We start from the raw sequence: 23960 nt of genomic DNA, 5'->3' as shown, positions 1-23960 counted from the left end.
CACTGTTTAGGTTGCGCTCGTCGCGCGCCAACAGCGTTTTGGTGTGCCAGTTTGGCGATAACATGTTAATGAACTTGTCTTACTTTTTAACTTTTATAGGTTTATAGCTATTCGCTTATCACCCTAAAAAATTCTAATCTTATTAAACTAACCATTAAACTCATAATCACAAATGCTCTAACGGTCACAATCCGCCATCACAATATCAATCGACGCCAAATACATAATGGCATCAGAGACCAGCGAGCCATTAATGACCGATGGCATCTGCTGTAAATGTGCAAATGTCGGGGTGCGAATACGGGTACGATAGCTCATCGTCGCTTTGTCTGAGGTGATGTAATAACTGTTTAGACCTTTGGTCGCTTCGACGATAGTGGTGCACTCGCCCGCTGGCATCACAGGACCCCAAGATACGGAGATAAAGTGATTAATCAAGGTCTCAATATCATTTAAAGTACGGTCTTTTGGCGGTGGTACTGCCAGTGGATGATCAGCCTTATAAGGACCTTGCGGCATATTATCCATACATTGACGGATGATACGTAACGACTGGCGCATCTCTTCGATTTTCACCATACAGCGATCATAAGCATCACCGTTATAGCCGATAGGCACTTCAAAGTCGTAATTCTCATAGCCCATATACGGACGTGCTTTACGCAGATCAAAATCCAAACCCGTCGCCCGTAAGCCTGTACCAGTGACACCCCATGCCAATGCTTGCTTGGTATTATACTGCGCAACCCCTTGGGTACGGCCTTTAAGCACACTGTTCTGTAGCGCCGCCTTGACATACTCATCCAAGCGTTTTGGTAGCCACTCTAAAAACTCACGGACCAAACGTTGCCAGCCGCGTGGTAAATCGTGCGCTGTACCGCCGATACGGAACCAAGCAGGATGCATACGATAACCGGTCACCGCTTCGATGACGTCATAGGCTTTTTGACGATCGGTAAACGCATAGAATACTGGCGTCATACCGCCCGCATCCTGAATGAAGGTACCGACAAATAGCAAGTTATTGGTAATGCGAAAAAACTCGCTCATCATTACGCGGATGGTTTCAGCGCGCGGTGGAATGGTAATACCGGCCAGCTTTTCGACCGACATGATGTACGGTAGCTCATTCATCACACCGCCAAGATAGTCAATGCGGTCGGTATAAGGAATAAATGAATGCCATGTTTGGCGCTCAGCCATCTTTTCTGCGCCGCGATGGTGATAGCCGATATCGGGGATACAGTCGACGATTTCTTCGCCATCAAGCTGTAGCACCAAACGGAACGCACCATGAGCCGATGGATGGTTAGGACCAATGTTCAAGAACATAAAGTCCTCATCACGGCCTGAACGCTTCATGCCCCACTCTTCTGGGACAAAGCGCAAGTTTTCTTGCTCGTATTGTTGTTTAGCAGTATTTAGGAAGTACGGGGTAAACTCAGTCGCACGCGCATGATATTCTTTACGCAGAGGATGACCTTCCCAATATTTAGGCAATAAGATACGGGTTAAATGTGGATGGCCAGTAAAAACAATCCCGAACATATCCCACACTTCACGCTCGTACCAGTTGGCATTTGGCCAAATCTTGGTCGCACTCGGAACGTTTAAATCATCTTCACTCAGCGCGACTTTAATACGTACATCACTATTACGCTCAAGCGACATCAAATGATAAAACACCGTAAAATCACTGTCAGGTAGACCTTGGCGATGCTGACGCAAACGCTCATCTATCGCTGACAAGTCAAATAGCATGACATAAGGTTTTGGTAGTTTACGCAGGTATAAGAGAACGTCTAATAAGTCAGCACGCGCCACCCAAACCGTTGGAATCTCATCAACCGTATGCTGCACGACAAACTTACCGGCATACTTATGCTCCAGCTCTTTGATAACTGCTGGGACAGGTTTACTCTTAGGATCTATATTTTCGACTACCGTGACCATGAATGATGTATTCCTTCATTAATCATAACTGATTCATCATAGCTAATTCATCATAATTGATTAATTATAGCTACACTGTGATGCGCGCATAAAACATTAAGCTGGCTACTAACTAAGCTGGCTACTACTAGTCTAAACGCAACGACCAATCTAAACCTATGCGCTTAAATGCTGTCTGGGCTACGCAAGTTTTTCACCGCGATACGATCCGCTTGCTTACGGTCACGCTCAGGCGTCATTTGTGGCTGGTAGATACCCTGCTCATTGACATGAATACCCAGCGGACGACGCTCTTTAGTAATGGACTCTTGTAATAACATCAAACCCTGAATCAACGCTTCTGGACGCGGCGGACAGCCCGGTACATAAACATCTACTGGGATAATCTTATCCACACCTTGCACCACTGAATAGATATCATACATGCCGCCCGAGTTGGCGCAAGCACCCATCGAAATGACCCATTTTGGCTCAAGCATTTGCTCATAAAGGCGCTGAATAACAGGGGCCATTTTAACAAAGCACGTACCAGCGACAATCATCACATCGGCCTGACGCGGTGAGGCTCGAATGACCTCAGCACCAAAGCGCGATAAATCGTGAACTGCCGTTAGCGTGGTAGCATATTCGACATAACAGCAAGAAGTACCAAAGTTAAATGGCCATAGTGAGTGCTTGCGCCCCCAGTTTGCTGTTGAATGAACGAGGTCTTCGAGGCGACCCATAAAGACGTTTTTATTGACTTCGTCTTCGATAGGATCATTGACCGTTTGACTGGTCTGTGCAGGATAGGTATCTGCATCAGGGTTGGCTTTTGTTAGTGTGTATTTCATAACATACAACCTTTATATTTATACCTTTATATTTATATAGGCACGGCGCGGCAATCATCTTGCCCTCGCTATGGCCTTAACTGCTATTATTAAATAATTTTTACGATTAACTATTGATATATCTACTAAAGACAATCAACGTGCAGCGTTATCGGGCTGTGCAGACGCCGCAAAATCTACAGTCGTTACATTACCGGTAATATTAATATGATCGATATTTTGTAGATGACGACGATTGGTTTCAATATTGTTTGAAACGTTAATCTGTCCTGAAGACTGCGCAGGTATTTTGCCCGTCGGGTCAACCATCAGCTCATCAACACCATCAAACTGGGTAATGTCTGCCAAATTGAAACCTGCCGGCGCCGCATATAAACGGGCTTTTTTGCGAAGTTTATCTGCAGGTGACCAGTTCAGGGCACCCAAGCTCAAGGCATAGACCAAACCAATCAATAAATCGATGATAAAGGTCGCTGCTGTCGCAAAGCCGAGCCAGCCCGTTTCACGTACCGAAACGGCGTAGGCATATAAGTAGAGTGCTTCTAAATCAAAGATAACAAAGAAAATCGCCACCAAATAGAATTTGGCAGACAAACGAATACGGGCGTTGCCAGATCCGACAACACCCGCTTCAAATATTTCTTCTTTTTGTAAGCCTTGAGAGCGACCGCCAAGCAAGCGTGGAACGACCAGCATAAAAATGACTAGCCCAATGGCGGCTAAGATGAAAGCGATTGCTGACCAATTAAAAGCAGACATGATAATACGTGCTCCTCACCCAATCGAGTGTTAAACGCAGTGCGAGTACTCACCTATTAAAGGTGCTCTAGCGACTAGTTTAACGCAGACGAAAACACAAAGTAACTGTCATTGAGTCACTGTATTTAAGTAACTATTTTAGGGTCTGTGCTGGTAACAACCAATTATCAAGCTTATTGACGACGATGTCAGACGCGACCAACGATAACATTTCCGATAGATAACGGATGCAGGCTGGTTGCCTAACGTATCTTTTAACAACGTAAGATCAACGTATTAAATCAATATCATATTCGATTGCTTACTTAATTGATTTAATAGCTCATTACACGAGGTCAATAATGACGTAACAACTGGCATAAATTATTTACGTACTATACGCATATCAGTGCCTAAAAGCTAGTTTTTAACTGCATCGGACGGTCACTTTCTATGTGAAAAAACTATATTGCTTACCTCGTAAACTGTGGTATAGACGTTACCTTATATTAACTCTAAATCCATCCTTTTAATCGTCAGCACATATAAAGGCAGCGCCCGCCGTGAGTTGAACGCCCTTTGACTCTTTTTCATTTGCCAACTCCTCACCCAAAGTACCGGTTTTTGCTTTATAATAGCCTACCTAATTTCGATGATTTATGGCCAATAAATCACACATCTTGTTACCTTTAATATTTGATTGTCTTTATTAAAAATATCGATGCGTTGTTCAGTGTCATCATTCGCGCAACATTCATTTAGCGTTACAGCTATCCGCTCTATCCTCTTTTTTGCTTTTGTCTTACAGGTCACGTTATGAGTCAACTTAATCCCAAACAACAAGAAGCGATGCTCTACGTATCAGGCCCACTGCTGGTGTTAGCAGGCGCAGGTTCCGGTAAGACATCGGTTATTACGCGCAAAATTGCTTACCTAATTGAAGAATGCAACATGCCAGCGGAACGCATCACCGCTGTGACTTTTACCAATAAAGCCGCGCGTGAGATGAAAGCCCGTGTCAGTAAGTTGCTACCGAGTGAAAAAATGCGCGGTCTGACCGTGTCGACCTTTCACCAATTTGGGTTACAGTTTTTACGTTATGAGCTGATTCATACCCCGCTTAAAGGCAACTTCTCCATCATGGACAGTGACGATAGCAAACGTCTATTAATGGAGTTAATGATGCGCGACAACCTAAGCGGCGCCGAAAGTCGTGAGCTGGTTGGTAAGGCCATCAAGATGATTTCTGATTGGAAAAACGATTTGATTGAGCCCGATCAGGCGATGGAAACCTTAGATGATCCAGAAGACATGATTTTTGCCACATTATATGCTTTATATGAGCGCAATTTGCGTGCTTATAATGCGGTCGATTTTGATGATTTGATTGTCCTGCCGACGAAGATATTGCGCGAAAACAGAGAGCTACGCGATAAGTGGCAAAACCGTATTCGCTACTTACTCGTCGATGAGTATCAAGACACCAACACCGCCCAGTATGAAATGATTAAGCACTTGGTCGGACCACAAGGGCGCTTTACCGTCGTTGGTGATGATGACCAGTCTATCTATGCCTGGCGCGGGGCAAAGCCTGAAAACATGGGGCTACTCAAAGAAGACTTCCCCAAGTTAAAAATCGTTATGTTAGAGCAAAATTACCGCTCGACCACGCGTATTTTGACTTCTGCCAACGCGGTTATTACTAACAACGAGCATTTATTTGAAAAGAAACTCTGGTCAGATAAAGGTCAAGGCGAAAAAATCCGCATTATCAATTGCCGTAATGACGACGATGAGTCCGAGCGCGTCGCCAAAGAGATTGTCACTCATAAGCTGCGCTTTGGTAATGAATGGGAACAATATGCTGTCCTTTACCGCAGTAACTTTCAAGCAAGGATGCTAGAGGCGCAACTGCGTCAACTGCAAGTGCCTTATAAATTATCTGGCGGTCAATCGTTCTTTGCTCGTAGTGAAATTAAAGACATCATGGGTTATTTGCGTTTGATTTTAAACCCAGAAGACGACAGTGCTTTTTTGCGTATTATCAACACACCCAAACGCGGTATGGGACCAGCAACACTAGAAAAGCTGGGGTTATTTGCCCAAGAGCACAGTATATCGTTATTGGCCTCCTGTACCCACGCTGGTCTGACCCATGTGTTGCCATCCAAAGCTTATGGCACGATAAAAGAGTTTGGTGAGTTTATCGAGCATTATACTCGTGAGCTCGACCAGCATCCTGATCCTGTGCCTATCGTGCGCCAAATGATCGACGAGACCGGTTATATTGATTTTGTGCGCAGCGACTCTAAAACACCGCAACAAGAAAAAAACCGCATCGATAATATCGATATGCTTTATACCAGCATTCAGTCGTTGATTAATCGTGCGGAAAATGACGAAGATCGAACCATCGACACCATTATTCGCAAGCTGGTGTTGCTGGATATGCTCGAGCAGCAACAAGAAGAAGAGAATACCAATAAAGTCAACTTGATGACCTTACACGCCGCAAAAGGCCTAGAGTTTGATTTCGTTTATATCATGGGGCTTGAGGAAGAAATGCTACCGCATCGCAACTCTATCCTGAGCGAGACAATCGAAGAAGAGCGGCGCTTGATGTACGTGGGTATTACCCGCGCCCGTCGTGAACTGACATTGACCCTAGCAACCCAGCGCCGCGCTGGTGGTCAAATGCGCGTCACTTCTGAGTCAAGATTTTTGGATGAGCTGCCAGAAGATCATATCGACTGGCCAGCCAAGGCGAAGAAGAAAAAAGCCACTAAAGACCCTGAAAAAGTCGCTGATGAGTATTTGGCCAATATCCGAGCGTTATTGGGCAACCGCTAATTTTAGCATCCATGCTTGAAGTTACAGCATATGAAGTTACAGCATATATAGTGAGTTTAGTATAAAAACGATACAGCGGGACTGGAATACTTTGGTTTAAAACATAAGTTTTGCAGTCTCTAGTCATTACTGCTATTTAACTGTTAAAAAAACTTGGAACACTGATGTCCACTCCTACGCCAAACCCAGAACGCTCGTTGACACGGCAAGGAGACTATAATCCAGCTGAATTTAGTGCTGAGTATAAGCTGCTTTACTTGCAACAATTGGTCGCTGATAAAGCCTATAAAGCCATTACTGAGTTTTTAGAAAAACAGTCAGAATATGAGATTGCCAACTTATTAGAGTCATTCCCCACCCAAAATCGTTTATTAATTTGGGCACAAGTACCAGAAAAAATTAAAGGTGAAGTGCTTGCTGAGCTAGAATTTGATACCCGCCAGCCACTGATGGAAAATATCTCATCTAAAGAGATATCGCTTTTTACCCAAGACCTTGATGCGCAAGACATCTCTGAGATTTTAGATACCGTTACTGACAGCGTGCGTACCTCGGTAATGGCAACCTTGGACGAAGATATTCGGATTCAGGTCAATAAGCTTGATACCTATGCCGACTTGGAAGTTGGTCGCTATATGGATCCTGATCTTATTCAAATCAGAGACAACATCACGCTTACAGAAGTACAGCATTGGCTACGAGAGAATGATGAGTTACTCGATAATGAGAGCCAAGAGCTGTTGGTCGTCGATCAAAGCCAGCAGCTACTTGGCCTGTTGAGTTTGGTTGATTTGATTAAACACGACCAAAACACCTTAGTCTCAGAATTGATTCATACCGCCATCACTATTAATGACCGCTTAGATATTCAAGATGCCGCGGCGATTTTCCGCTCAGAAGACATCCGTTTTGCACCAGTGATTAATAGCCATGGAGAGTTGGTCGGTCAATTAAATGGTGAGGACATCATGGAAATTATCCAAGACGATGTCGATAGCACCATGAAAAACCTCGCTGGTGTCAGCCAAGATGAAGAGCTTTTTGCACCCATCTTGACCAGTGCCAAAAGTCGTAGTATTTGGCTCGGTATTAATTTATGTACAGCTCTGTTAGCGGCGGCTGTGATTGGTCAGTTTGAGGCAGTGTTAGCAAAAGTAGTGGCCTTAGCGATACTCATGCCAGTGGTTGCCAGTATGGGCGGTATCGCCGGCTCGCAGACACTGACCGTCGTCATCCGCGGTATGGCGATGGGTCAAATTGGTGGCTCTAACCGCTTATGGTTATTAAATAAAGAGCTGTGGGTCGGGGCGATAAACGGTATCATATGGGCGATAATCATGGCGTTTATTGCCCAATTGTGGTTTCATGATATTAAAATTAGTACAGTTATTGGTTTGGCGATTGCCATTAATATGACTGCCGCCAACGTCTCGGGAATTAGTATACCGCTGATGCTAAAACGCATGAACATCGACCCTGCCCTATCCGCCTCCGTTATCCTAACGACGGTAACGGATATTGTCGGCTTTATGTCATTCTTGGGCCTCGCCAGTGTGCTGATACTCTAGAGCGTACCAATGTTAGCCATAAGACTAGCAATAGAATTAGCAATAGAATTAGCAATAAATTACCTATTAGAAATTCGATTTATAAAACCTTCCAATCGTTAAGTGAGTGCGTTATGCAAGCTGTACAAGTTAAAGTGTTAAACCCTAAAATTACTGAAGATAAAGCGTTTTCTCTACCCACGCGTGCCACCGATGGCAGCGCTGGTATTGATTTGCGTGCTTGTATTGATGAGCCTTTGACTATTAAAGCAGGTGCAACGCATTTAATTGGCACTGGTCTTGCCGTTTATATTCAAGATCCCAATTATGCGGGGATGATTTTACCGCGCTCAGGTCTTGGTCATAAGCACGGTATCGTTTTGGGCAACTTAGTTGGGCTGATTGACGCCGACTATCAAGGCGAGCTGATGGTCAGTATTTGGAACCGTAGCAATGAAGATTTTGTATTGAATCCAGCAGAGCGCATGGCACAATATGTGGTCGTACCCGTTGCCCGCCCTGAGTTTGAAGTGGTGACAGAGTTTAGTGATACCAGCGCACGCGGTGCCGGTGGTTTTGGACATTCGGGTCGTCAATAGCCACTGATTTTCAGTCGCTATAAACTGTATAAATAATCATATAGTAGATTCATTTTAAAAACGATACAGTGCTATTGGCTATAAATTTTTTTGCCGCCTCTGTCACACCTGCGAACAGCAAGCAAGAAAAAATTATAGCAATAGCACGTTACTAGTTACTCTACTATAATCGTATCGCTTTTATTTTGAACTGACTATCATCAGCCATTGGCTTTTATTAACGACAACCATATCAATTACGACAATAAGGAGAGTAAGCGATGCCGTCTTTTGCTGCGCAGCAATCCTTATTTCGTGCTTATGATATTCGTGGTTCGCGCCAGCATTTCACCGCTGACTTTACTCAAGCATTGGGGCGGGCGTTTGCTCACCTTTATGATGTGCAAGACTATCTTTCTCACGGCTATCATAATAAAAACGACGAGTCAGCAGATAACCTTGCAATAATTAACCAGCCAAATAAAAGCATTAAGCAAAATAGTCATATCAAACAGAACACCGTTGTGATTGGTTATGATGTGCGCTGCGGTAGTGATAATATTGCCCACACTCTTGCTAATATCTTGACTCGGCAGGGCTTACAAATTATCCAATTGGGGTTAATTACCACTCCCATGATGGTTTTTTGGGCCGAGCACTATCAAGGCCATGGCATTATCGTAACCGCCAGCCATTCCGCTAAAGATATTTTAGGGGTTAAATGGTTGGTCAATCACGCCTCTCCTAGTAGCGAAGACATTCAAACATTGTATCAAAAACTGGCTATCCGTAATGTGCAAAAAAATCCGTCAAAAACCTTTGACGCACCCATTAGTAATAAGCCGATTAACTTACCTACCGAGCAAGTAAGCAGTGCTTATACGGATGCCATTGTGCAAGTATTTGGGCAGCTCTATCAGCACGATAACCCACACCAACATCCCTATCAGAACTCAAAAGACAGCCAACAACTATTATCCAAACTTGATTTAACAGTTGTTATCGACTGTATGCACGGGGCGACCAGTCATATCGCCCAGCCTTTATTTGCACATTTTTGCCAACAAGTTATCATGCTCCACGATACCCCTGATGGACATTTCCCCTCTGGTAATCCCGACCCTACTGAACCGCTTCGTCTTAAACAATTACAGCAGAGTGTACTTGATCATCAAGCAGACATAGGCATCGCCTTCGATGGTGATGGCGACAGGCTGATGGTTGTCGATAATAATGGCAAAGTGGTTACGCCCGATCACCTGCTTTATCTGTTGGCAAGCGTCGCCGTAAAGGATCGCCCTCAGTCTTTAACCACCTCATTATCAGATACTCAGGTATTGTTTGATATTAAATGCTGTCACCATTTACCAAAATTAATCGCCGAGCTTGGCGCGACAGCGGTGATGAGTCAAACGGGTAGCAGTCTAATACGTCGACGTTTACAACAATCAAATAATCAAATCATATTTGCTGGTGAGTTATCTGGTCATTTTATCTTTAATGATAATCGCTTTATTCTTTATGATGACGCCATGTATGCGGCACTAAGACTGCTACACTGGTTAGCACATCCTATGAGTAGTCTTAATATTAAGACAAACCTAGCCAAGATTATTCATAGTTTGCCAGTCATCGTCAGTACAGCTGATCATTATTTACCGCTTCCAGAGACGCTTGTAAATGACTGTTCAATCATCGAGAAGCTGGCGAGATTCTGTCAGTATTTACAGCACTTAATAAATGCGACGTCCGTACCCCCTACTCAATCCGACTCACAAACCAGCACTGCCTGTGCGTCGTCGCTGTGTAATTGTTCTACAAAAAAACATTCTATAACCTTAGAACAAGCGCAAGATTTATTGCCTATCGGCACCAAACTTAGCTGTATCGATGGTGTGCGTTTGGATTTTGCCCACGGCTTTGGGGTATTGCGGCAGTCAAATACCAGTCACAACCTAACGGCCCGATTTGCTGGCGATAGTCTAGAGGACTTGAGAGATATTCAAACAAGATTCGCCATTCTATGTCGCCCATTTGATGCGACATTAGCAGCGCAGATTATGACCATTGTTCCTGAGTAGCTGTTGCTAACAAAGAATAAAAGAAGCTATTAATTAATTAATCATTTAGTAGATAACCAACCATTAAAAACCTTATTTTAGGAGCTTGTAATGACGCTTAATTTGGACGACGCCAAAATTACCGCTGAAGTATTAACCACGGCGCTACCTTATATTCAACGCTTTGTCGATAAACTCATCGTGGTTAAATACGGCGGTAACGCCATGACCGACCCTGAGCTTGAAAGCTCGTTTGCCCGCGACATTGTGTTATTAAAAACCGTGGGCATGCACCCTGTCGTGGTCCACGGCGGTGGTCCACAAGTGGATAACCTGCTAAAAGAACTGGGTCGTCAATCTGACCGTATCGACGGGATGCGCGTTACTGACAAAAGCACCATGGATATCGTCGAGATGGTCTTGGGCGGTAGCGTCAACAAATCGATCGTTAGCTTAATCAATAAGCATGGCGGCCGTGCCATCGGCTTGACTGGTAAAGATGCCAATTTAATCTTAGCCAAAAAACTAATGATGGAAAAAATTGGCGCAGATGGTATCGCGGTACCAGTCGATTTAGGCTTTGTCGGTGATGTGGTTAGTGTCAATAAGGACGTGATTAACATGCTTATTGCCTCCGACTTTATCCCTGTTATCGCCCCACTTGGGGTTGATAGCGAAGGCAATAGCTATAACATCAATGCCGACTTGGTCGCGGGTAAAGTGGCTGAATTCTTGCAAGCGGAAAAGCTCATGCTATTGACCAATATCAAAGGCGTATTGGGCCGTGATGGCGAAGTGGTGACTGGTCTGACGCCAAAGAAAGTCGACAGCTTGATTGAAGATGGTACCATCTCGGGCGGTATGATTCCTAAGATTCAGTGCGCTCTAAATGCGGTTCGTAGTGGGGTTAAAAGTGCGGTTATTGTTGACGGTCGTGTGCCTCATGCCACGCTGTTAGAAATTTTTACCAACGAAGGGGTTGGTACTTTGATCAGTCGCGATATTGATGCGGCCATGCCTTAGGTTTCTGAGGAGTCAATCATGCCACTATGGCTGTGGTGCCTGCTGTTTATTTTAGAGAGCTTATATTGCTGGTGGATTATTGGCTATGGCGGCGCGCGCTGGATAGAGGGCTGGAAGTCGTTCTTTATGATTGAATGGTTTGCGCTCGATTGGACAGCGGAGCAAATTCGTCTTTATGTACTCATTATTTGGTGCTTTAGCGTGATTTGGTTTATCGTTGGTGCGATAAAGCCTGAGCTTAGATTTTATTATTAGCTCAGGCGTATTTTTTAACCAAAAACGGTCTCTAGCTGCGCTTCATCATAACCGCACAGTAAGACGGACTTATCATGATACCTACCTTCAATAATAGGGCGCTTAATCATACTGGTATTTTCGACAAGTAAATCAATGGCAGTATCTACGCTGGCATCTGCCGCTTGCTTCTGCTCGTCGGTCAGCTTGCGCCATGTAGTGCCTCGCTTGTTTAGGACTTTATCTATCCCTAACTCGTTTACCCAGCGCTGAATACTATCTTTATCAATACCCTGCTTTTTATAGTCATGAAAATCATAGCTGACGCCTAGCTCATCAAGCTTAGTAAATGCCTTTTTCATGGTGCTGCATGATTTAATACCGTAAATGGTGATGGTCATAGTTAATCCTTAAGAAGTTATATTTATAGCGTACTTTTACTTAATAATAAAAAACAGATAGAAAGCTATACAAAGAACAACCAAGGCTAATAATAGCCACTTCCCTTTTGGGGTAATTAGTTTCATTCTCTCCATTTCTATAGGCTCATAATGTATAGCGGAACGGCCTTCAGAGGCAAGTTGCACTAGATAGACAATTTCCAATTCATTCAAGATGGCATCTTTATACCTCATAGACCTTATGGGATATTGTATGGTTTTGCCTTGTTTAGGTTGAATCACTAACAGCCAAATTTCGTGGCGCTTGATGACTCGACGACCTATGCCTATACACTCAATATCCTGCCATAACAAATATCTCTGTTGTGGTCGGCGCAAGACTTGTAGTATTGTTAACCCTTTATCCGTAATTTGAAAAACGGGCTTACCAGTAATAAAGGCAAATAATACCGTAAATACTGCAACAGCTATCAAAATTATTGATAACCACATCACTATAATGAAAAACCAACCTTCATCTTTTGCGATGGGTAACCCATAATAATACAGCGGAAAAATCAACAAACCTAAAGCCAAAATCGACAGCATGTGTTTGTTCGATAAATATAAATCAATGGGGTATTTTAACACTTGCCCTTTTTTTAGTTTTTGCATGCCTAGCCTTACTGTAAGTCTATAAGTGTTTATATACTATTCAATACTGCTCTATTATTACCTTGCCCCATCGCATTTTTTGCCAATTTGCGCTATTCTAGCGTATCTAATTTCTTATTAAAATATTCAATCTCGAGCCAACTATGAGCAATACTGTGACATCTGACCAAGCAGAAAACAACCATTATAACCCACAAGCGATAGAAGCGACGCAGCAAGCCAAATGGGCGACTGACAAGCGTTTCGAAGTTGATAATGAGCCAAGCGATAAACCGAGCCGCTATATGCTGTCTATGTTCCCGTATCCTAGCGGCAAGTTGCACATGGGTCACGTGCGTAACTATACCATCTCTGATGTCCTGAGCCGTTATTACCGTTTAAAAGGCTATGAGGTCATGCAACCAATGGGCTGGGATGGTTTTGGCCTGCCCGCAGAAAACGCCGCCATTGCCAATCAAACGCCGCCTGCTAAATGGACATTTGAAAATATTGATAACATGCGAGCACAGCTAAAATTGCTCGGCTTATCAATTGACTGGTCACGCGAGTTTGCCACTTGTAGCCCTGAGTATTACCAGTGGGAGCAGTGGTTATTTTTACAGTTATACAAAAAAGGCTTGGTCTATAAAAAGCTGGCGACGGTCAACTGGGATCCCGTCGATAATACTGTTTTAGCAAACGAGCAAGTCATCGATGGTAAGGGCTGGCGTAGTGGCGCGGCGGTTGAAAAACGCGACATCCCAATGTATTACTTTAACATCACCGATTACGCCGACGAGCTATTGGACGACTTGGATCAACTAGAAGGCCATTGGCCGGCTGAAGTCATCACCATGCAGCGTAACTGGATTGGTCGTAGTGCCGGTATGGAAGTGCATTTTCCTTATGAGATTGCTGGCGAAAGCAATACCTTGGATGTGTTTACGACGCGCCCTGATACCTTGATGGGCGTTACTTATGTCGCCGTTGCCGCAGAGCACCCGCTAGCACAATATGCTTCTGAACAAGACGACGTGATTGCTCAATTTTGTGCGCTGTGTAAAAAAGGCTCAGTCGCCGAAGCAGATCTCGCCAAAGCTGAAAAAATCGGTATGGATACTGGTCTTACCGTCACCCATCCGTTAACGGGCGAAGAAGTGCCAGTTTGGGTCGCCAACTATGTGCTGATGAGTTATGGTTCAGGCGCGGTGATGGCCGTACCTGCACACGATGAGCGTGATTATGAGTTTGCGACCAAGTACAATTTACCGATTAAGCAAGTCATTGATATTCCCACTGGTTATTTTGATGAGGTAGACGCGAACGCCAAAGCCAATAACATTGAAAGCAACCATGCTTATACCGAGCGCAATACCTTGGTCAATTCAGGCGAATTTGACGGGTTAGATTTTGAGCAAGCGTTTACAGCGATGCTGGCCAAACTTGAACCACAAAAATTGGCGAAGAAAAAAATCCAATACCGTCTCCGTGATTGGGGCGTCTCTCGCCAGCGCTATTGGGGCTGCCCTATTCCGATGGTCAACTGTGAGCATTGCGGCACCGTACCTGTCGAAGAGCAAAATCTACCAGTCGTTCTACCAACTGACGTTGTCCCTGATGGTCGCGGCAATCCTCTAAAAAACATCCCAGAGTTTGTCAATACGACTTGTCCAAAATGTGGTAACCCAGCTGAGCGCGAAACCGATACGTTTGATACCTTTGTCGAGTCAAGCTGGTACTACGCCCGTTTTGCCAGTCCAAACGATGCACAAAACATGGTCAACAAATCTGCTGCCAATAAATGGCTGCCTGTCGATCAATACGTAGGCGGTGTCGAGCACGCGGTCATGCATCTACTGTATGCACGCTTCTTTCACAAACTCATGCGTGATGAAAACTTGGTATCAGGTGATGAGCCATTTGCCAACTTGATGACCCAAGGCATGGTGCTTGCTGGCACTTTCTACCGCGTCAATGCCGACGGCAGTACGACTTACTACTTTACCGAAGATATCGATATTGATTACAACGAGCGCGGTCAGCCGATTAAGGCCCTCTTAAAATCAGACGGTCAGCCCGTGACCATTGGCAAAATTGAAAAAATGTCCAAGTCAAAAAACAACGGCGTTGATCCACAGATAACCATTGATAAGTATGGCGCTGATACCGTTCGCCTTTATACGCTCTTTACCGCACCTGCTGATCAAACCCTAGAATGGTCGGATGATGCGCTAAAAGGCCCATATAACTTCGTGAAAAAAGTCTGGCGTGTGGCAACTGAGCACAAGCAAGCACTAACCACAGCGAACTTGAGCCTTGAGACACTCAATAATGAAGCATTAAATACGGACGGCTTAAGCAAAGAAGCAAAAGCACTACGCCGTAAGACCCATGAAACCATCGCTAAAATTGATAAAGACTTAGGCGACCGTTTGGCACTCAATACGCCTGTCTCTAGCCTAATGGAGCTGGCTAACGAGCTGAGTAATTTTAAAGCAAGCAATGAGCAAGACCTACAAGTACAACATGAAGCTTTGATTGACCTGCTTATTATGCTATCGGTATATGCCCCGCACGTTGGTGAGCATTTGCTTGAACAGTTAGGGCTTGATACGGTCACCCTAGACTACCCTGTCGTCGACGAGAGCGCACTCGTACAGGATACGATCACCATGGTGGTACAGGTCAACGGTAAAATGCGTGGCAAAATGGATGTAGCACCAAATAGCGATCCAGAACAGCTAAAAGCGCAAGCGCGCGCGATTGATGGTGTGGCAAAATTCTTGACTGGCGACATCAAAAAAGAAATCGTCGTTCCTAATAAACTGGTTAACATCGTGGTTGCAGGCTAGATTTTTTAGGCTCAGTGACTTTTATTACTTTGGTTAGTACTCTGAGCCTTCTTATAATATCAGGATAACGATTATGTCGTATAAACATCGAGCAGCACCGTCGTCTCAAACCCGCTTAAGCAATAAAAACACTTCTGCCAAACACTCTAAATCTGGTGCGGAAAAACTGGCTGGTAGAAAAAAGCTAGCGGCGGTATTATTTGCTGCACTGCCAATGTTTGCAGTGCTAGGAGCAACTGCTGGTCTGAGTGGTTGCGGCTTTCAGCTACGTGGCTATGATGCGCCAATGCTGCTTGATGTCGCCAAAACAGCGGTGATTATCGAGGACAATCGCACTTCCTTTCCGCTTAAGCTACCATTAACCAGACGCCTAGAAATATTAGGCGTCGATGCCATTGATAATATGACCGCGGCTGACGTTGCTAGTAATAATAAACAAGTGGACGCGACAAAAATTTCTGCCATCACTATTAATAACGTGCGTTTTAAGCGTTATGAGCTGGTCGGTGTTTTGACAGAAATCCGCTTGGTGCTATCAGCTGATGTCAGTTATCAAACCACCGATAATGGCAAACCAGTTACGCTAAGCAACCCTATCCGAGTCGAGCGCAGCTATCAATACAATGAAGCATCGGTCAGCACCGATGATCAGCAAGGCGATCAAATTCGTGACTGGCTCTATGACAGTTTGGCACGCCGTATCACCGATCAATATGTTGCCATTTCTCTACCTAAAGTCAGCTCGACTGGGGTCAAAAAACCTGTACAAATCGGTGATGGCTCAGCATCAACCACGGTTGTCGTGCCAACTCCTTAGGTAACAAGGCGCAACCCCTTTCATATTATATATTTACGTCCATCCATCTGTGTACTCATAACCTATGCAAGATACCTTTATAAAAGCCTATCCGAAGCTACTGCAACCCTCCGTTGCAGTAGCTGGCTTGTGGCTGGCACATGGTGACGAGCCATTACTCAGCCAATGGCTTATCGATGCCATGCGCCCGCATTGGCGCGAACAGAATTATGCGATCAAGCGCATCGAACTCATATCAGTTAAAAGCTGGCAAGAAGTGCTATCAGAGCTGGGCAGCCAGTCTTTATTTGATGATGCCAGCGCACTCATCGTCACGGGCAACCATAAACCCGATAAGGCAGTCATCACCGAGCTAGAACGCTTTGCTCAGGATGCACAAACAGGGGCGCACAGTCACAGTCTATTATGGCTCACCCCAAAGCAAGACAAACGCGCTCAGAGCAGTAAATGGTTTGCGCCATTTACTCAATATGGGCACGTCATTGACTGCAATCTATATAACGAACAGCAGCGCCAGCAGTTATTGCAGATACAAGCCCAGCAATTTGGCCTAAAGCTGTCTCAAGACGCTTGGCAGCTACTGATGTCACATACTGAGCATCATTTATTAAGTGCTTATCAAACCTTATGGCGGCTGTCGTATTTATTTGCGCCGCAGTTGATGGCAAATAGTGACAATACCCCTCAAGAAGGCGGCCATCCTAACAAGCCTTTTACCAACGTCGCATTGGATATCAAAGACTTACAAGCAGCATTGGTCAGTGATGCCCAATTTAGCGTATTTGATTTATCAGATGCGATGCTTGCTGGTAATAGTGCACAAGTTGCCAAAATCATGTTTCAGCTCAAAGCCACCGACGAGCCAACCACCTTAGTACTGTGGGCAATCAGTAAAGACATGCGTCAAATTATGCAATTGATGGATGGACAAGACCCGCAAGCCCTCGGTATTTGGCGCAGCAAACAAGGCTTGTACCAACAAGCGTGCCGCCGTCAGTCACCAGCCCAGACTGCCGAATGGCCCGCCCTACTTTATCGCTGTGACCAAGCCATCAAAGGGCTTATTCGCCAGCCAGCGTGGGAGCTGTTATTACAGGCATCATTAGAACTATCAGGGCAAAGACTGTTTGCTACAAATTAACAGCTAAGCTTCGACTTTTGCCATTTAAAGCCATACTATTTAAAGCCGATCTTCATTGAAAATACTGGCTTATAAAAAACCACCTTCATTTAAATAATAACCATAAAAAAGTGGTGCTGGTATTAAAACACCGCACCACCTTTGAACAGCAACACTACTAGGGCGTGTCCTCATTTTGAAAATGGTGATAAAAATGAAATAAATCGTAGCTAAACAAGGAAAATAGTACAGTTAATATCGAGATATGAACCAGCTATTTGACGCAGTTTGGCAAAGATTTAGCTATTTTTAGCCCATTTAAAGTTTAATGCTCAGATTGAGGACACGCCCTAACTTACTTAAAACCAGCTTATTTAATGCTTTCTTCATCTGGCTTTTCTATAGTTGCAGCGTCAGTCTTAGAAGACTGAGAATTATCATCCTGACCTTGCAAACCCTCATTATTTACGGCATTAGCAGCCACAGATTTATTGTCTTGTTTACTATTTTGAATATCCACCAATTGCTCTTGCAGCTTAGTTTTAGAGCTTTGGATGGTATTACTGACAGATTTGCCACTATTTTCGATAAGCTGTTGCAAAGCTTCTGAATCGTCACGCTCAAAAAGTTTTATTTTTTCCATGAAATCTGGATCTTCTAACTCATAATAAGGGGCGATAGAAAATGATAACTTTTGCGCGATAAAGATGGTGGGTACACTATTTCGATAGCTATTGTAATTACGCACGCTGGCATTATAACGCTCACGGCGCTGCAAAATCGTTTCTTCCAAATTTTCAAGTTGACCCATCAGCGTTTGATAGGTTTGATTGGCTTTTAGGTCTGGAAACGCTTGGCTTAAGGCTTTCATAGAATCCATGGCTTGATTGCCTTTACTCACAGCTAAATGTGCTAACTTCTCATGCTCACCATAACCTTGAGCGATATCAATTACTTGATTGGCCAAGTCCACACGCTTTTTTAAGGCAGCTTGTAAGTTAGAAAGTTGTTCACGAATGGATTGCATGTCCGTCTGCAATCTATTATAAGTTTTTGCCACCCAAATCAGTATTGCAACCACAATTGCAACGATAATAATTAACCACATATCAAAAACACCTTGTCCGATTTATAATAATATAAACTTTTAGTAATCAAAATTCTAAAAATAGAAGCTTTTTCGTGGGTAATATTATACCCAAGTTCTATCTTTGAATGGCGCTAATTGATGATATGCCTAGCTAAACTGCCACAGTATTTCTTATTAACTATTAGTAATACAGAATGGTTTGCCTATTCCCTTAACCTTTCTTAAACTATTTGCCATTCCCTTTTACCCATGAAGTCTCTACTATAGCTATACTTGATTTAATTGTGATTGGATTGTTGTCATGCGCAAAATGAGCAAAAAGTCTGCTATCAAATGGGGCATTATTGCCTTAGTCGTCGTCGCTTTAGCGGCTCTAGCCTACAAAACTTTAAAACCAAAAAAAACCACACCTAACTATCTAACCGCAACTGCTGAAATTGACGATATAGAAAATAACGTCATGGCCTCTGGTAAAGTCAAAGCACTGAATACGGTCGATGTTGGTGCACAGGTATCTGGTGAAGTGACACGGCTATTCGTTGACGTCGGTGATCAAGTACAAAAAGGTGATTTGATTGCGCAGATTGATCAGGTCACCCAAAAGAACAATCTAAGCAATGAGCAAGCCAGCCTTGAACAAAGTGAGGCTGCCCTACAAAGCGCACGAGCAGAATCCTTAAGTCGGCAAGCAGGCTTAAAAAGTGCCTATGCTGACCTTAATAGCCGCCAGTCGGATTTAAAACAAGCGCAGTCTGACTTTACTCGCCTGCAATCACTGGTCGCTATCGACGCCATCTCGCAACAGGAATACGATACGCAAGCGACTCGGGTAGAAACCGCTAAAGCAGCGGTCACCAACGCACGTGCGGCTATCGATACCGCCAAGGCAGCCATTGCTACGACAGAAGCCAACATCAACAGCCAACAGGCCGCATTACGTAAATCTCAAACCAACGTCAGTACTGCGCAAGAAGATTTAAGCTACACCACCATTCGCGCGCCGATGTCAGGGACAGTGGTATCGGTTACCACTGAACAAGGTACAACGGTTAACGCCAATCAAACCGCACCAACTATTGTGACCTTGGCAGATTTATCTACTGTGCGAATAAATGCGCAAATCTCAGAAGCCGATGTCATTAACGTCAAAGCAGACTTGCCGGTTTATTTTAATATTATCGGTAATCCTGATAAAAAATATGATGCAACCCTTAAAGCCATTGAACCTGCGCCTGAGAAGATTAGCGACACCAGCTCGACCGATGCAGCCATCTATTATGTCGGTTATATCGAAGTACCCAATACCGAGCGCCGCTTTCGTATCGATATGACCGCGCAAGTTTATATCGTTATCAATCAAGCAAAAGACGCGCTGCTTATTCCCTCTGCTGCTCTACAGCCTGCCAAATCCAATAGAAATCGAGGTGCTAAAAAAGAGTCTAACGCTGATAATAATACTGCCGCTAATCCTGATAGCGATTCTAACGCCACCATGGCCACTGTCCGCGTCCTTAAAGCCGATGGCGAAGTCGTTGAGCAGACAGTCAAAGTCGGTATCAATAACCGCGTTAATGCTGAAATCTTAAGTGGTCTTAAAAAAGGCGACGAGGTCATATTAGGTGAAGAAGGACCTAATAAATCTGGCGGTAGAGGTGGTCGTCCGTTTTAATTTTTAGTATTTAATAGAAGATAAATTGAAACAAAATCGACGCGAGCAAAACATCAGCTTTAGCTTTGATAATGACTTGAGATTTGAGATAAGCAGGATAGCAAATGAGCAACCAAGACCCGACTTCTAATGCCACTGTAACGCCGTTGATGGAAGTTAAAGGACTGATTAGAGAGTTTCAAGCTGGCGAGCAGACCATTCGCGTATTGCACGATATCAACTTGACCATCAATCAAGGTGAAATGGTCGCCATTATTGGCCAATCAGGCTCAGGCAAATCAACCTTGATGAATATCTTGGGTTGTTTAGATCAAGCAACAGCAGGGGACTATCAAATCTATGGTCAATCGGTCAGCCGTCTAGATGCGGACGAGCTGGCTAAACTACGCCGTGAGCACTTTGGTTTCATTTTTCAGCGTTATCATCTGCTTGGTGATATTAGCGCTCGTGATAACGTCTCTGTACCTGCCGTTTATGCAGGGATGGATGGACAAGCGCGTAGTGATCGCGCCGAAAAGCTATTGTCAGATCTAGGGTTAGCGGACAAAGTAAATAATCGCCCAAGCCAACTATCGGGCGGCCAACAGCAACGCGTTTCTATTGCTAGGGCACTGATGAATGGTGGTGACATCATTTTAGCTGACGAACCAACAGGGGCACTGGATAGTAAATCTGGCGAAGATGTTGTTCAAATCTTAAAAGACTTAAACGCGCAAGGTCATACCATTATCATGGTTACTCATGACCCGAGCCTTGCCGCCCAAGCTGAGCGTGTGATTGAAATCAAAGATGGTTATATCATTGCTGATTATAAAAACGAAGAGTATCAACAAGTAGAACCACAACCGGCACCTATAATAGATAAACACCGTAAAAGTGCCTTTAGCAGCTTTATCGACCGTCTATTTGAAGCCTTTAAAATGTCATTACTCGCAATGCGCGCCCATAAAATGCGCACGCTCTTGACGATGTTAGGAATTATTATTGGTATTGCCTCGGTGGTGTCAGTTGTCGGTCTGGGTAAGGGCTCACAAGCGCAGATTTTGTCCAATATCAGCTCGCTTGGCACCAATACCATCACCGTCACCGACGGCTACCCATACGGCGATCCTAGACGACAATACAATGATGATAATTTAACCCCACAAGACGCGCAAGCAGTCGCCGATCAGCCTTATGTTGTCAGTGTCAGCCCGCAGCTTAATAGCAATATGAACGTCCGCTATCGTAATGTTCAAGAAGCGGCCAGTATTAGCGGCGTTGGTAAAGACTATCTTGATGTCAGCGGTGAAACATTGGCAATGGGTCAAGGCTTTGAAGAACAAAGCATTTTACGCCGTACCCAAGACATCATTATTGATGCCAATGCCAATAAGACTTTTTTCCCTGACAATGCCAATCCTATCGGTGAGGTATTGCTAATAGGTAGCGTTCCTGGGCGCGTTATTGGCGTATTAGAGCCAAACGATAGTGGCTTTCGTAGAGGTGCAGACTCGCCAACGTTATATATGCCCTACACCACCATGATGTCACGCCTGATAGGTAGCGCTTATATCGAAAGCTTTGTGGCACTGATTGATAACAATATCTCCTCCTCTGCTGCCGAATCAGCTATCTCTGAGCTTATGCAAAGCCGTCATGGTACCGATGACTTCCGTATACGTAACTCCGACTCTATTCGTCAAACCATTGAGTCGACCACAGCGGCTATGACCTTGCTGATTTCATCCATCGCCATTATCTCGTTAATTGTTGGCGGTATTGGGGTCATGAACATCATGCTGGTATCAGTAACCGAGCGCACCAATGAGATTGGCGTCCGTATGGCAGTCGGCGCGCGTCAAAGCGATATCATGCAGCAGTTCCTTATCGAAGCCGTTTTGGTCTGCATCTTAGGTGGACTCTTGGGTATTGGCATGGCGTTTGCCATCGGCGAGCTGATTAACCGGATCGGTGGTGACAGTTTTCAAGTCATCTATTCATCAACTTCTATTATTGCCGCCTTTATCTGCTCGACGCTCATTGGTGTTGTTTTCGGCTTTTTACCGGCACGTAATGCTGCCAAACTCGATCCAGTAGAAGCGCTATCTAGAGATTAAACGATTATTAATGACGATATTGAAAACTTCACTGCTAAAGGCTAAAATAACTAGCAATCTAAGTAGCTAAACCCCCAGATAAAGCTGCTATTTAAAAAGATTATGATTAATTACGTAGGATTTGCACTTTTTTTATAATTCGGGGTTGTAATTGTCTTAATTATATATATAATGTGCTCTCACGTTTAGAGATACAAATAATCTAAACGGGTAAACAAGTTTGTTGCCTCTTTTGATATTGAAGCTTTAATAGATAAAGAAATCAGGCTTGAAGAAAACCATTAGGACCGATAGCTCAGTTGGTAGAGCAGTTGACTTTTAATCAATTGGTCCCGCGTTCGAGTCGCGGTCGGTCCACCATATTTAGTAGTACACTTATTAAGTATTTTGCCTACTTGGCATTGGCTTGATAATTTTAGTTTTAAAGATTTTGTGTATGAATAATTTATTTAAACGCAGAGTCTTTAGAATTTTCCCTTTAAGGAAAATTCTCTTGCAGAGCTAAAAAAGCAGTGCTTTTTTTATACGCTCTTCAGGACCGATAGCTCAGTTGGTAGAGCAGTTGACTTTTAATCAATTGGTCCCGCGTTCGAGTCGCGGTCGGTCCACCATATTTAGTAGTACACTTATTAAGTATTTTGCCTACTTGGCATTGGCTTGATAATTTTAGTTTTAAAGATTTTGTGTATGAATAATTTATTTAAACGCAGAGTCTTTAGAATTTTCCCTTTAAGGAAAATTCTCTTGCAGAGCTAAAAAAGCAGTGCTTTTTTTATACGCTCTTCAGGACCGATAGCTCAGTTGGTAGAGCAGTTGACTTTTAATCAATTGGTCCCGCGTTCGAGTCGCGGTCGGTCCACCATATTCGAAAAGCCCAGTCATTTATTTGATTGGGCTTTTTTTCGCCTATTGTTCTAGGGTGTGTCCTCACTTTAAAAATGGTTATAAAAATGAGATAAATTGCAGTCAAACGAGGAAAATAGCGCAAATAATATCGGAATATTAATCAGCTTAGATTAACACATGAAGTGCAATACCAAATGTGAGGTGAAAAAAAGACCTAGATGCGCTAGCATCAAAGTTTTTATCCACCGACCAAAGTGAGATTGCAACCATGAACTATACACATCTAAGCCTAGGTGAACGATACCAGATTTATGCCCTTAAAGGGGCAAAACATAGTATTAAATTTATAGCGAGGGCGTTAAACAGAAGTCCCAGCACCATATCAAGAGAGCTTAGGCGTAATAAAGGCCTGCGCGGTTACCGAGCAAAGAATGCTAATAACAAGGCTTGTGACAGACGGTCAAACAATGCGCCCAGCATCATCGCTGACGTATGGGATTGGGTCACAGATAAGCTAAAAGACAGCTGGAGTCCTGAACAAATAGCCGGCGTTCATGGTGGTATTAGTCACATGAGCATCTATCGCTATATCTGGAGGGACAAGAGACAAGGCGGCA

At 44.0% G+C, this 23960-nt stretch carries 18 protein-coding genes and 3 tRNA genes; 15 read left to right on the top strand and 6 right to left on the bottom strand.

The annotated features are described in order from the left end of the window. Window positions 1-177 precede the first annotated feature (177 nt). The 3 genes from nuoC to ndhC all read right to left on the bottom strand — a co-directional run bounded on the left by nuoC (window position 178) and on the right by ndhC (window position 3545). Entirely contained in the window at window positions 178-1953 is a 1776-nt protein-coding gene (nuoC, locus tag EI162_RS04685; RefSeq protein WP_192523266.1) for an NADH-quinone oxidoreductase subunit C/D, read from the bottom strand. Window positions 1954-2117: 164 nt separating this feature from the next. Continuing rightward, window positions 2118-2786: a NuoB/complex I 20 kDa subunit family protein gene (locus tag EI162_RS04680; protein ID WP_021813431.1), complete on the bottom strand. Its 669-nt coding sequence runs from the start codon at window positions 2784-2786 to the stop codon at window positions 2118-2120. A gap of 135 nt (window positions 2787-2921) precedes the next feature. After that, window positions 2922-3545 (bottom strand): NADH-quinone oxidoreductase subunit A, encoded by a 624-nt coding sequence (gene ndhC / locus EI162_RS04675; protein WP_192523265.1) that lies wholly within the window; start codon window positions 3543-3545, stop codon window positions 2922-2924. Window positions 3546-4340: 795 nt separating this feature from the next. Here ndhC and EI162_RS04670 point away from each other — a divergent pair. The 6 genes from EI162_RS04670 to EI162_RS04645 all read left to right on the top strand — a co-directional run bounded on the left by EI162_RS04670 (window position 4341) and on the right by EI162_RS04645 (window position 11837). After that, on the top strand, window positions 4341-6374 hold the full coding sequence (locus EI162_RS04670) for a UvrD-helicase domain-containing protein (protein WP_192523264.1): 2034 nt from the start codon (window positions 4341-4343) through the stop codon (window positions 6372-6374). Between the two features lie 164 nt (window positions 6375-6538). Next, entirely contained in the window at window positions 6539-7942 is a 1404-nt protein-coding gene (gene mgtE / locus EI162_RS04665; protein WP_192523263.1) for a magnesium transporter, read from the top strand. 113 nt (window positions 7943-8055) lie between these two features. Then, entirely contained in the window at window positions 8056-8520 is a 465-nt protein-coding gene (gene dut / locus EI162_RS04660) for a dUTP diphosphatase (protein WP_192523262.1), read from the top strand. 260 nt (window positions 8521-8780) lie between these two features. After that, on the top strand, window positions 8781-10580 hold the full coding sequence (locus EI162_RS04655) for a phosphomannomutase (protein WP_192523261.1): 1800 nt from the start codon (window positions 8781-8783) through the stop codon (window positions 10578-10580). Window positions 10581-10670: 90 nt separating this feature from the next. Further along, window positions 10671-11582, top strand: a complete 912-nt coding sequence (gene argB / locus EI162_RS04650; RefSeq protein ID WP_192523260.1) for an acetylglutamate kinase — start codon at window positions 10671-10673, stop codon at window positions 11580-11582. An 18-nt stretch (window positions 11583-11600) separates the two neighbouring features. Continuing rightward, window positions 11601-11837 (top strand): hypothetical protein, encoded by a 237-nt coding sequence (locus EI162_RS04645; protein WP_192523259.1) that lies wholly within the window; start codon window positions 11601-11603, stop codon window positions 11835-11837. A gap of 14 nt (window positions 11838-11851) precedes the next feature. On the opposite strand, the gene EI162_RS04640 is transcribed toward EI162_RS04645, so the two are convergent. Next, window positions 11852-12217: an arsenate reductase gene (locus EI162_RS04640; RefSeq protein ID WP_192523258.1), complete on the bottom strand. Its 366-nt coding sequence runs from the start codon at window positions 12215-12217 to the stop codon at window positions 11852-11854. A gap of 36 nt (window positions 12218-12253) precedes the next feature. Then, window positions 12254-12871 carry a hypothetical protein gene (locus tag EI162_RS04635; RefSeq protein ID WP_192523257.1) on the bottom strand — a complete coding sequence of 206 codons (618 nt, stop codon included), beginning with the start codon at window positions 12869-12871 and terminating at the stop codon, window positions 12254-12256. A 143-nt stretch (window positions 12872-13014) separates the two neighbouring features. On the opposite strand from EI162_RS04635, the gene leuS reads away from it, so the two are divergent. The 3 genes from leuS (at window position 13015) to EI162_RS04620 (ending at window position 17660) form a co-directional block, all read left to right on the top strand. After that, window positions 13015-15702 (top strand): leucine--tRNA ligase, encoded by a 2688-nt coding sequence (leuS, locus tag EI162_RS04630; protein WP_192523256.1) that lies wholly within the window; start codon window positions 13015-13017, stop codon window positions 15700-15702. A gap of 73 nt (window positions 15703-15775) precedes the next feature. Continuing rightward, window positions 15776-16519: a hypothetical protein gene (locus EI162_RS04625; RefSeq protein WP_225735215.1), complete on the top strand. Its 744-nt coding sequence runs from the start codon at window positions 15776-15778 to the stop codon at window positions 16517-16519. Window positions 16520-16583: 64 nt separating this feature from the next. After that, on the top strand, window positions 16584-17660 hold the full coding sequence (locus EI162_RS04620; protein WP_192523255.1) for a DNA polymerase III subunit delta: 1077 nt from the start codon (window positions 16584-16586) through the stop codon (window positions 17658-17660). Between the two features lie 349 nt (window positions 17661-18009). Here EI162_RS04620 and EI162_RS04615 read toward each other — a convergent pair whose 3' ends face one another. After that, window positions 18010-18747, bottom strand: coding sequence for a LemA family protein (locus tag EI162_RS04615; RefSeq protein WP_192523254.1), 738 nt, complete (start codon window positions 18745-18747; stop codon window positions 18010-18012). Between the two features lie 283 nt (window positions 18748-19030). Between EI162_RS04615 and EI162_RS04610 the strand changes: the two genes are divergently transcribed. From EI162_RS04610 to EI162_RS04585, 6 genes are all read left to right on the top strand, one after another. Beyond that, window positions 19031-20398, top strand: a complete 1368-nt coding sequence (locus EI162_RS04610; RefSeq protein ID WP_192523253.1) for an efflux RND transporter periplasmic adaptor subunit — start codon at window positions 19031-19033, stop codon at window positions 20396-20398. Between the two features lie 104 nt (window positions 20399-20502). Then, window positions 20503-22497 carry a MacB family efflux pump subunit gene (locus tag EI162_RS04605; protein WP_192523252.1) on the top strand — a complete coding sequence of 665 codons (1995 nt, stop codon included), beginning with the start codon at window positions 20503-20505 and terminating at the stop codon, window positions 22495-22497. Between the two features lie 284 nt (window positions 22498-22781). Continuing rightward, window positions 22782-22857: transfer RNA gene (locus EI162_RS04600), tRNA-Lys, on the top strand. 175 nt (window positions 22858-23032) lie between these two features. Beyond that, a tRNA-Lys gene (locus tag EI162_RS04595) sits at window positions 23033-23108 on the top strand. A gap of 175 nt (window positions 23109-23283) precedes the next feature. Further along, a tRNA-Lys gene (locus EI162_RS04590) sits at window positions 23284-23359 on the top strand. 252 nt (window positions 23360-23611) lie between these two features. After that, window positions 23612-23960 (top strand): helix-turn-helix domain-containing protein (locus EI162_RS04585; protein WP_192523111.1); only part of this gene is annotated, 349 nt, incomplete at its 3' end.

Source organism: Psychrobacter sp. FME6, from assembly GCF_014861365.1.
Lineage (GTDB): Bacteria > Pseudomonadota > Gammaproteobacteria > Pseudomonadales > Moraxellaceae > Psychrobacter.
Note: the sequence above shows the minus strand (reverse complement) of the source record. Positions and strands in the feature narration are given on the sequence as shown.